Raw genomic sequence first — 11,070 nt, 5'->3', positions numbered from 1 at the left:
GCGGGTGCTTTCAGCCATGGAAATCGATGCACTGTTGTCAATATTGTCGCAAAAAAACGGCTCGGATCTGTTCCTCTCTACCGGCGCAGCGCCGAGTGCGCGCATTGATGGCGTGCTGACGGCGCTCAGCGATCAGCCATTCAAACCCGGCGAAACCGCGGCCATCGCCACCTCCCTGATGGACGCCGAGCAGCGCCGGGAGTTCGACCGGGATCTGGAAATGAACCTGGCAATCTCCCGAACGGGCGTCGGGCGGTTCCGGGTGAACATTTTCAAGCAGCGCAACGACGTTTCGATCGTGATCCGCAACGTCAAGGTCGACATCCCGCGATTCGAAGACCTGAAGCTGCCGCCGGTGCTGCTGGAAACGGTGATGCTCAAACGTGGCCTGATTCTTTTTGTCGGCGCGACCAGCTCAGGCAAGTCAACTTCGCTGGCGGCACTCATCGATCACCGTAACCGCCACAGCGCCGGACACATCGTGACGATCGAAGACCCGATCGAATATATCCATCGGCACAAGCGCTCGATCATCAATCAGCGTGAAGTCGGCGTAGATACCCGAAGCTTTCATGCGGCTTTGAAGAACACTCTGCGCCAGGCTCCGGATGTTGTATTGATTGGTGAGATCCGTGACCGCGAAACCATGGAGCATGCGCTGTCGTTCGCTGATACCGGCCATCTTGTGTTGTCGACGCTGCATGCGACCAACGCCAATCAGGCGCTGGATCGAATCATCAATATGTTTCCCGAGGAGAAGCGCGAACAGCTTTTGCAGACATTGGGCAACAACCTCAAAGCCTGTGTTTCGCAGCGTCTGCTCCGCACTGTCGATGGCCAAAGGCGCGCGGCAGTCGAAATTCTTCTGGGTACGCCGACCATCGCTGACCTGGTCCGACGCGGCCAGTTCGAAGAGGTCAAGCCGATGATGGAAAAATCGACCGGACTCGGTATGCAGACATTTGACGCGGCACTGTTTGCGCTGTTTGCAGAAGGTGCAATCAGTGAGCAGGAAGCATTGAAGAATGCCGATTCGGTGAATAACTTGAAGTTGCGAATCAAACTTCAGCACGACCAGGCAGGTGTTAACAGTACAGGCCCCGGCGAGTGGGGTTTGATGGATTGACTTGGTGTCTTCGATTGCATCGTGTGTTTGCACGGCAACAACACTTAATAATTGATTCGTGGTTCGGTTGTATGTGTTTGGGTAAAACGTCATCACGCTGAATGGTCAGCTAGTTGGTTTGATGAGGTTTTACCTTGAACGAAGTCAAGAAAAATAAAGTATTCCGCCCATCGAAAGTTGCGCTGGCTGAATGGAAGTATCGGTCTGCGGCAGATGCCACCGAGCGCGATATGGTTCTTCGGCATCTGGAAGAGGCATTGAGTGAGTACACCGAAGATCACGATATAGACTGGTATGGGCGTGAAGTAGAGTTGCAACCAGGCTCTTCACTGCATGAAATATATAACCCCGGCAGACTTCTGCTCAATGAACTGCTGAAAACCGGGCCGGTCATTGGTGCAATCGGTCGAGAGGAGGCGCGCGAGCATAACGGCCTGGTTCGGATTACGCCGGAAGGCAAGATGGAAGTCCGTGCCGTCAGAGGTTGGGTAGATCTGGTTGCGGCGCAGTATTTTGAATACAGTCAACCTACGCGCTCGACGGTGAGTCTCATCGCCGACATTGCCGCAGTCGCCGGCGGTTTTGTATGGCCCGATCTGGATGTAACCCTGGATCAGTGGTTCAAGTTTCATGATATCGATCTGCCTGACACCAAGGCCAAGATCAGTAACTTGATCGGCTTGTTCAAGTTTTCACCCGAGGTCAGGGAGCCAGTTGCTTTTTGGGATCACTTTCAATCCGGTGAGCAGAGTCACAACGGGTTATCCGAAGAGCAGTTTGCAGATATTCGTGGCGCCACCGCCAAATTGATGCCGAAGCGAAAACTGTTGTCAGCCTTGTACAACGTCACAGGGCGCGCAGATATATCTCAAGAAACGGCGGCGCAGCGCCTCGTTGAATTTGTCGCCTATCCAGTTTCGCTGGATCTTGCCAGAAGTTATATCAAAGAGCTGAATTGGTACGGGGTGAATGACGGGCAAACGCTCTCCGAAAATATTCTCCGCCAATTGTTGATGACCGCGATATTACTCGACCTGGACCCATCGATCGGCCATCGCCACCTGGTCGAACGGCGAGACCTGTACTCGCCAGACAATGTTGAGCGCCATCCATCAGAGATACTCGAGGAGTACACCGAGTTTGTGCGGAACAAGCGCTGGGTAGATCCGATATTGGCGCCTTTGGTGGTTCATCTTCTCCTGGCACGCAACGCGCCCGAATTTCTGGTCAGGAAAATTCCGACAGAGGTCACACTTGGGTCGATCGCCTGGATCAAGTTCTGTCGCGCTGTAGTATTGGTCGAGGCAGTAAAAACCGGGGCCTCGCGGGAATTGACCTATGCACAGATCATCGCTTACGGCGAACTGGAGCCGGTCAGTGAAGCGCAGAAGCATATGCGCGATCTGGCGCTGATCGACCCGATTGTCGAGTGGGCGTTGCTCAACCGGATTATCTCCAGAGCCGAGCTCGAACAGGCAGAAGAAACCTGTACACGAAGGGCGATTGACGCGTTTGAGCAACACGTAGACCAATTCGCCCAGCTAGCCCGCGCATTTTCGACACCGTTACCCAACCGAGCGGAAATTGCCCGAAGCCAATTGAGAAAAGCTGCACCTGGCTGCGACACACTGGACGAAAAGGCGCTTTCCGAGAAAGGCGGACAGCAAATCATGTCCATGGTCGAGCTGCACCAATCGGGCGATCTGGTCACCGGTCAGTGGGACAGGCGCACCGTACGTTTGATCGTCAACGGATTGCTGCAACCTGCGATCAACTACAACCCTGCGGGTCTCAGTCTTTATCAGCGTTATCCGCAACTGCTGACAATTGAATCCTGTGACGAGGAAATGGATCGTCAGTTGGCCGTGCATTTCGAAGCGGTGAACGGCGGCATGATGTCTGCCGTCAAGCTGGCGCTGGCACACATGCCGGAAGCGGATCTGCAAGTGTTCATGAATGCCGAGATTCATTTTTTCACCGTGCGCGAATCGGCATCCTATGTGACTACGCGCCGGGCCGGCGGGCCTTTGAATGTAGGGCTTGAACAAGAAACACAACAAAGCCGGGATGCCGCCACGGGTCGCTTCGGTGTTGTGATGTACACATCTGATGAAGACGCTGATCTTTGTTATGAATTATTCACTTCGCGTGCAGAAACCCGCAGGAATGATGCGCTGGGTGCTTTCATCAGACGGGAAAGAAAGCTTCAGCAACGCTCAAGAATGAGCGCCAGTGCCAACATGACGACGCCCCTGAGCAATACCCTGACCCAGAGCGTTCCGCTGAACATCAGGCGCTATACCCATGCCGCGGCCGAGGACGCTTCGATCAGCAGCAGTATGGCGATCATCGATTACTTCGGCGCACTGAAAGCGCCAGCGCAATCTGCGCAGTTGCAGACAGGGTTCTACCAGAAATTCAACGACCCGAACGTCGTGCGCATCGCCGGGTTTCTCGCCGAGAACAGACCGTTCCTGAATAAAACCGAGCTCAGAGAGCTCGTGCGTGTACCGACGCCGCTCGAACTCTCCCGGGAAGAGGGCGAACGCTTGCTGACTTACTTCATCGACCTGTTGGTGCCGTTCAAAAAATGCATCGAGGACATCGCCTCGGGCGAACACAACAAGATGGTGGACGGGGTTTACGGATGTTTGATGGACGGCATCGGCCTGGTGGGAACAGTGGCTGGCGCCAGCTCGAAGGCGCTGAGTATTTCCACCAGGGCCATTTCCACTACTGCCAAGGCCGCGCGTTTCACCCGGCTGGCGTTTACTTCGGCCATCTCGCTTTTCAATCCCTTCGACGGTGTGCCCTCTGGTCTGCAGGCGGGCGGTAAACTGGTACACAAGGGCCTGCTGCGGTTCAACAAGAACACTCATGACCTGATTACTCTGGCCAGGGGGCAATTGCACAGGATCAGCGGTCGCCGGCAATCCTATGATCTGCTTGAAGCGGCCGATAACGCGCAATTCGGGTTGGGGAGCTGGCGGCCACGCGGGGCTACGCATGAAGCCGTCGCCGTGCTGGCCGCGCGCAGTGGTGACAAATGGTACTCGCTGAATCGACGCGGCAACTTGTGGGGCAAGTCTCTGGAGGGTTTTGTGTATCAAGCCCCCTTGCAACTGCCTGCTTCGCCGCGCACGTTGCCGCTCAGTTACACGCGCAAGTTCATCGAGCAAAGCCTGCCCCGTGCACGGGCCAAGATCGACAACGCATTGGAAATCTTCAACCGTCATGATTTCAAACGCGATCGCGACGCGCTGATGAAGATCGTGTTCGGCGATGCTTCTCAGGTGTCCACCGATCGGCTGGTGAACTACTTGCGTTTGATCCGCTTCGATTTCGCCGGTTTCTCCTTGAGCAACATGGTTCTCGACGGCCTCAAGATCGACGACACCCTGGCATCGTTCGATGCAAACAATTACCAGCGCTGGAAAGACGCGGGTTCGAGCGGTGATTGCGCTATAGCGTTTGTTGAGGTCTACACGAAAAACTTCAACCGACACTTCGTCAGCATGGGTCTGAACCACGATGTTATCGCCGACGACCTGATTCATGAGCTGTTCCACGCCAGCGCACAAACCGACGATGTCGGCTATGCCACCGACGCCGTGCATGCCAGTGACAGCGGACAGCAGCTGGATGTGTCCGTATTGCTCAATCTGGGGGCAGGTTGCCTGGCGCAGTCGCAGAGCGGCACTGACTGTCATGCGCCGTCCAGAGCCTTCGAAAACGCCGACTCGCTCACGCTGGTCACCTCATTGCTGAGTCAACTGATCACTGACGAGGTCACTTTCGATCAAAACATGACTGTTCTTGACAGTGCGCTCGAGGCCAGTGCGGGCCGGGCGATTGGCGAGCCGGTGGTCATTACCTTGAACAAACCTCGTTGATGAAAAGCACTGCCGCCAGCCTGTCGGATGAGGGCGTCAGTGCCGGTTTCAATCAGCCAGTTCCGGCCGATCCCGAAACTGCTCCAGCGCTTCGGGATTGGCCAGTGCATCGGTGTTTTTTACCGGCCTTCCATGCACGACATCACGCACCGCCAGCTCCACGACTTTGCCGCTGATGGTGCGCGGTATGTCCGTCACTGCAACAATCCGCGCCGGGACATGTCTCGGCGTGGTATTGGCGCGGATCACCTCGCGGATTCGCTGTTCGAGTCCTTGATCGAGTTCGACACCATCGCGCAAACGCACGAACAGCACGACCCGCACATCATCCTGCCACTGCTGACCGATGGCGACGCTGTCCAGTACCTCGGTGATTTTCTCGACCTGGCGATAGATTTCCGCCGTGCCGATGCGCACGCCGCCCGGGTTCAACACCGCATCCGAGCGGCCATGGATCATCATCGCGCCGTGGGGCAACTGTTCGGCGTAATCACCTTGTGCCCAGACGCCGGGGAACAGGCTGAAGTAGGACTGGCGAAGTTTTGAACCGTCGGGGTCATTCCACAAGCCGATCGGCATCGCCGGGAAATGCCGTGTGCAAACCAGCTCACCTTTCTCACCGATCACCGGTTGGCCAGCGTCGTTCCACACCTCGACGGCCATGCCCAGGCTCTTGCCCATGATTTCTCCGCGACGTACCGCTGACAGCGGGTTGCCATTGACGAAGCACGAGACGATGTCGGTACCACCGGACATTGAAGCCAGGCACACATCGGTTTTGAAGTCGCGGTAAACGAAATCGTAGCTTTGCGGTGACAAAGCCGAGCCCGTGCACAGCAGGGTTTTCAAGCTGCTCGAGTCATGACTTTCGCGGGGCCTGGCGCCGCTGCTTTCCAATGTGGCAAGGAATTTCGGACTGGTGCCAAACACACTGATGCGTTCATCGTCGATCAGATCGAGCAAGCGCTGATGGTCCGGATGAAACGGCGAGCCGTCGTAGAGCACCACGGCGCTGCCCACCGCGAGCGCTGAAACCAGCCAGTTCCACATCATCCAGCCGCAGGTCGTGTAGTAGAACAAGCGGTCACCGGGACCGAGGTCGCAGTGCAAACCATGTTCCTTGACGTGTTGCAGCAGCACACCGCCGGTGCTGTGGACGATGCATTTCGGCACGCCAGTGGTGCCGCTGGAGTACAGCACGTAGAGCGGATGATTGAACGGCACCGGGGTGAAATCCGGTTCGCCGCCGGGTTGATAAAAATCCTCCCACAAGCAGACATCAGCGTGGGTTTGATAATCCTCGATGCGCGCTTGCGGACGGGCGTACGGGACGATGATCAACTGCTGCAGCGACGGCAGTTGTGCCAGGATTTCGTTGAGCTTGGCGGTCTGATCCAGGATTTTTCCGGCGTATTGATAACCGGCACAGGTGAGCAGCACTTTCGGTTCGATCTGGCCAAAGCGATCGATCACGCCGTGGGTGCCGAAGTCCGGCGACGAGCAGGACCAGATCGCGCCGAGGCTGGTGGTGGCCAACATCGCCACCAGAGTTTGCCAGGTGTTGGGCATGCACGCCGCCACGCGATCACCTCGGCCAACGCCCGCCGCGCGCAGGCTGGCCTGAAAACCGGCGACGTGTTCGGCCAGTTCGGCCCAGGTCAGTTGTTCGCGCTGGCCGTTTTCCGCCACAGCAACCACCGCCACGGCATCGTCGCGGCGGCGCAGCAGGTGTTCGGCAAAGTTCAGCGTCGCGCCGGGGAACCACTCGGCGCTGGGCATTTCCGCACCTTCACGCAAGATGGCGTCTGGCTGAGTGTGGAAGCGGATGTCGAAGAAATCGACGATCGCCTGCCAGAACGCCGGGCGCTGATCGATGCTCCATTGGTGCAGGGCAGGGTAGCCGTCGAGCTCAAGCGAATGCCGCTGATTGATTTCGCGCCGGAAAACGTCCATCCGCGAACGGTCGATACGCTGGGCGTCGGGTTGCCAGAGGATGTCGGACATGGGTTTGCCTCTTCTTATCGGATTCGCGAGCAGGCTCGCTCCCACAATGGCCAGGTGTTTATTGCGCCAACCACCCACCATCAATATTCCACGCCGCGCCGCGTACCTGGCTGCCGGCTTCACTGCACAAGAACAGCACCAGCTCACCCAGATGCTGAGGTGTGACGAACTCCAGCGACGGCTGTTTTTCCGCCAGCAGATCATGCTGCGCCTGTTGCGGATCGACACCCTTGGCCGCGCGATCATCGATCTGCTTCTGCACCAGCGGCGTCAACACCCAGCCCGGACAGATCGCATTGCAGGTGACGTTGCTGGTCGCGGTTTCCAGCCCGACTACTTTGGTCAGGCCGATCACGCCATGCTTGGCGGCGACGTACGCGGCTTTGCCGGTGGAGCCGACCTGGCCGTGCACCGAGGCGATATTGATGATGCGCCCCCAGTTCTTGCGGCGCATGCCCGGCAGGCTCAGCCGCGTGCTGTGGAATACCGATGACAGGTTGATCGCGATGATCGAATCCCAGCGCTCAACAGGAAACTCTTCTACGGCCGCAACGTGCTGAATGCCGGCGTTGTTGACCAGAATGTCGACGCCGCCAAACTCGCGCTCGGCGTAGGCGACCATGTCGGCAATCTGCGCCGGGTCGCTGACATCGGCGGGATGATGGCCGACCTTGCCGCCGAACTGAGCGACGTCGGCGATCACCTTCGAGGCGTCGCCGAAGCCATTGAGAATCAGGTTGGCGCCAGCTTTTGCGAGAGTCAGCGCGATGCCCAGGCCGATGCCGCTGGTGGAGCCGGTTACCAAGGCTGTCTTGCCGGAAAGAGTGGTCATGAATACCTCACACAATGCCAGTGGCGTAGAAAGTGCCGATCACCACGAAAACCGCGAGGGTCTTGATCAGCGTAATACAGAAAATGTCTTTGTAGGCTTCGCGGTGGGTCAGTCCGGTCACCGCCAGCAGGGTGATCACCGCGCCGTTGTGCGGCAGGGTGTCCATGCCGCCGCTGGCCATCGCGGCCACGCGGTGCAGCACTTCCAGCGGGATATTCGCCGCGTGCGCTGCACTGATGAACTGCTCGGACATCGCCGCCAGCGCGATGCTCATGCCGCCCGACGCCGATCCGGTAATGCCGGCGAGCAGTGTCACGGTAATCGCTTCGTTGACCAACGGATTGGGAATCTGCTTGAGCCAGTCGGCCAGCACCAAAAAGCCCGGCAGCGAAGCGATTACCGCACCAAAGCCGTATTCAGACGCGGTGTTCATCGCCGCGAGCAACGCACCGCTGACCGCGCTTTTGCTGCCTTCGGCGAGCTTGCTTTTGATCGCCTTGAAACCGAACGCCAGGACCATGAGGATGCCGACCAGCAACGCCGCCTGCACCGCCCAGATCGCCGTGAGCTTGGCGATTTCGGTGGTGACCGGCGCGGCCATGCCCGGCAGTGCGAGGCTGTGGGTCTTGCCGTACCACTGCGGGATCCACTGGGTGAACAGCAGGTTCATGATGCCCACGGCCAGCAATGGCGACAGGGCAATCCACGGGTTGGGCAGCTTCAGGTCTTCGGCGGTTTCCGGTTCGTTGCGCAGTTCAGTGCCGTAACCTTCGCCGGCACGTTGCGCCTTGTTGCGTTGGCGCTGCAGAAACAGCATGCCGGCGCAGAACACGAAAATCGTGCCGATCACCCCCAGCCACGGCGCCGCCCATGCGGTGGTGTTGAAGAAGGTGCTGGGAATGATGTTCTGGATCTGCGGCGTGCCGGGCAGGGCGTCCATGGTGAACGAGAATGCGCCGAGGGCAATGGTCGCCGGGATCAGGCGTTTGGGAATATTGCTTTGGCGGAACATCTCCGCTGCAAACGGGTAAACAGCGAAGACGACGACGAACAACGACACGCCGCCATAAGTCAGCAGGGCGCAGACCAGCACGATCACCAGCATCGCTTGTTTAGTCCCGAGCAAGCGAATCGCAGCGGCGACGATCGAGCGCGAGAAACCGGACAGTTCGATGAGCTTGCCGAACACCGCGCCGAGCAGGAATACCGGGAAATAGAGCTTGATGAAACCGACCATCTTGTCCATGAACACCCCGGTGAAAGCAGGGGCAACGGCGGACGGATCGGTGAGCAGGACCGCGCCGAGGGCGGCGATCGGGGCAAAGAGGATGACGCTGTAGCCACGGTAGGCGGCGAGCATCAGCAGCGTCAGGGCTGCCAAGGCAATGATCACACTCATGGTGTGTCTCTCCAGGATTGTTATTTTTGTGGGTGGAACGGGTGCGGAGAGTGGGTTAGCGAGATTTGTGCCAGAAGCTCAAGTGATTGAAATATATGAAGATTATTCCTTGCGAGGAAATGTTTTGGATTGGTTTTGTCTCTATTCAGAGACTTCTTATGCTGGAGGGACGCCTTCGCGAGCAGGCTCGCTCCCACATTTGTCATTCATTCCCATGTGGGAGCCAGCCTGCTCGCGAGGCTTTTGTTTTGTCTTCATGCGGAGACTCAATATCTCTTTATGTAGACTCAACGATCCCCAGCGCAGCCATTTTCTTGTACAGCGTCGACCGCCCCAGCCCCAGCCGAACCGCCGCCTCTGGCACTTTTCCCGCGCATTGCGCCAGGGTCGACTCGATCAACTGCCGATCAAACCGCGCCCGCGCCTGTGCAAATGTCTCCCCAGCGGAGGCTTGCATGCTCGGCTCGGCCGTCCGCTCAACCGGAGTAAAGGTGCCAATCGCCCCGCGAATATCCTGCTCGGTCAGGATCAGATCATCACTGAGCAACGCCGCCCGCTCCAGCACGTTGCGCAACTCACGGATGTTGCCCGGCCAGGCATGCTGGCCGAGCAACGCCAGCGCGTCGCGGTGCAGTTCATGCTGGCTGCGCAGTTCTTCGAGAATCGCCTCGCTCAGCGCCGGCAGATCATCGAGGCGTTCACGCAGCGGCGGCACCTGGATCGGCAGTACGTTGAGGCGGTAGTACAAATCGGCGCGAAATTCGCCGCGCTTGATCGCCGCCTGCAAATCCGTCGACGTCGCGGCGATTACCCGCACATCGCTCTGAATCACTTCATTGGAGCCGACCGGCTCGAACTCCTTTTCCTGCAACACGCGCAGCAGTTTGCTTTGCAGCGGCAGCGGCATATCGCCGATCTCATCGAGAAACAGCGTGCCACCCTGAGCGATTTGTAATTTACCGGTGCGGCCCTTGCGGTCAGCGCCGGTAAAAGCGCCGGGTGCCGTGCCAAAGAATTCGGCTTCCAGCAGCGCCTCGGGAATTGCCGCGCTGTTGATGCTGACGAAGGCTTTATGCGCGCGTGGTGAGGCACTGTGAATCGCTTGGGCAAGCAACTCCTTGCCGGTGCCGGTTTCTCCCAGCAGCAACACGGGCGAATCAGCGCTGGCACTGCGGCGCGCACGTCGTTTGACTTCAAGGCTGGCAGCGCTAGTACCGATGAAGTGGGCGAAGTTGTATTTGGTCTGCCGCGCACGCAGCAGCGAGCGGGTCGAGGCCAGTTCTTCCTGCATGCTCAGGTAGCGCTTGAGCATCGGCGACAGCGTGCGTAACTCGTCGAACAGGGCAAAACCGATGGCGCCGATCACGCTGCCGGCATCGTCGTGGATCGGCAGGCGCATCACCACCAGCGGTTCCTTCGGCGTGTCCTGCATGTCCAGCAGAATCGGCCGACCGGTGCGTACCACCTCGCGCAGCAGGCTGCCGGGGATCACGCTTTCGCAGGGTTTGCCGATAGCGCCTGCCGCTGAATCCAGACCGAAGCGCCGGGCGTAGCGTTCGTTCATCCAGACGATATTCGCATCGCGGTCAACAATCACCGTGCCTTCGCTGGATTGCTCGATGATCTCGAACAGCGAACGGATCGCCAGGGTGCGTACCCGTTGGTAGTCCTTGAGGCTTTCGGTGGTGTTCATGGAGGCTGGTCCTGATTGTTTGTTGCCAGTGACGGCCCGTTCGCGAGCAGGCTCGCTCCCACAGGGGCCTGCATTCAAATGTGGGAGCGAGCCTGCTCGCGAATGCCGCGCCGCGAATTAACA

General features: G+C 58.4%; 6 protein-coding genes. 2 read left to right on the top strand and 4 right to left on the bottom strand.

Going from position 1 to position 11,070, the window contains the following annotated elements:
* Positions 1–16: 16 nt before the first annotated feature.
* Positions 17–1,126 (top strand): PilT/PilU family type 4a pilus ATPase, encoded by a 1,110-nt coding sequence (locus AAEZ10_RS15940; protein WP_350570005.1) that lies wholly within the window; start codon positions 17–19, stop codon positions 1,124–1,126.
* Between the two features lie 134 nt (positions 1,127–1,260).
* On the top strand, positions 1,261–5,019 hold the full coding sequence (locus AAEZ10_RS15935) for a hypothetical protein (protein WP_350570003.1): 3,759 nt from the start codon (positions 1,261–1,263) through the stop codon (positions 5,017–5,019).
* A gap of 48 nt (positions 5,020–5,067) precedes the next feature.
* Here the strand turns inward: AAEZ10_RS15935 and AAEZ10_RS15930 are convergent, their stop codons facing one another.
* The 4 genes from AAEZ10_RS15930 to AAEZ10_RS15915 all read right to left on the bottom strand — a co-directional run bounded on the left by AAEZ10_RS15930 (position 5,068) and on the right by AAEZ10_RS15915 (position 10,947).
* Positions 5,068–7,023, bottom strand: a complete 1,956-nt coding sequence (locus tag AAEZ10_RS15930; protein ID WP_350570001.1) for an acetoacetate--CoA ligase — start codon at positions 7,021–7,023, stop codon at positions 5,068–5,070.
* A 58-nt stretch (positions 7,024–7,081) separates the two neighbouring features.
* On the bottom strand, positions 7,082–7,855 hold the full coding sequence (gene hbdH, locus AAEZ10_RS15925; RefSeq protein WP_110599378.1) for a 3-hydroxybutyrate dehydrogenase: 774 nt from the start codon (positions 7,853–7,855) through the stop codon (positions 7,082–7,084).
* Between the two features lie 7 nt (positions 7,856–7,862).
* Entirely contained in the window at positions 7,863–9,254 is a 1,392-nt protein-coding gene (locus AAEZ10_RS15920) for a GntP family permease (protein ID WP_016774505.1), read from the bottom strand.
* Positions 9,255–9,531: 277 nt separating this feature from the next.
* The gene (locus AAEZ10_RS15915; protein WP_071172268.1) at positions 9,532–10,947 is read right to left on the bottom strand and encodes a sigma-54 interaction domain-containing protein; all 1,416 of its coding nucleotides are present in this window, start codon (positions 10,945–10,947) and stop codon (positions 9,532–9,534) included.
* Positions 10,948–11,070 lie beyond the last annotated feature (123 nt).

The organism is Pseudomonas sp. H26/SER47-MNA-CIBAN-0231, assembly GCF_040310465.1.
GTDB classification, from domain to species: domain Bacteria; phylum Pseudomonadota; class Gammaproteobacteria; order Pseudomonadales; family Pseudomonadaceae; genus Aquipseudomonas; species Aquipseudomonas atacamensis.
This window is presented reverse-complemented; position numbering and strand designations above follow the sequence as displayed.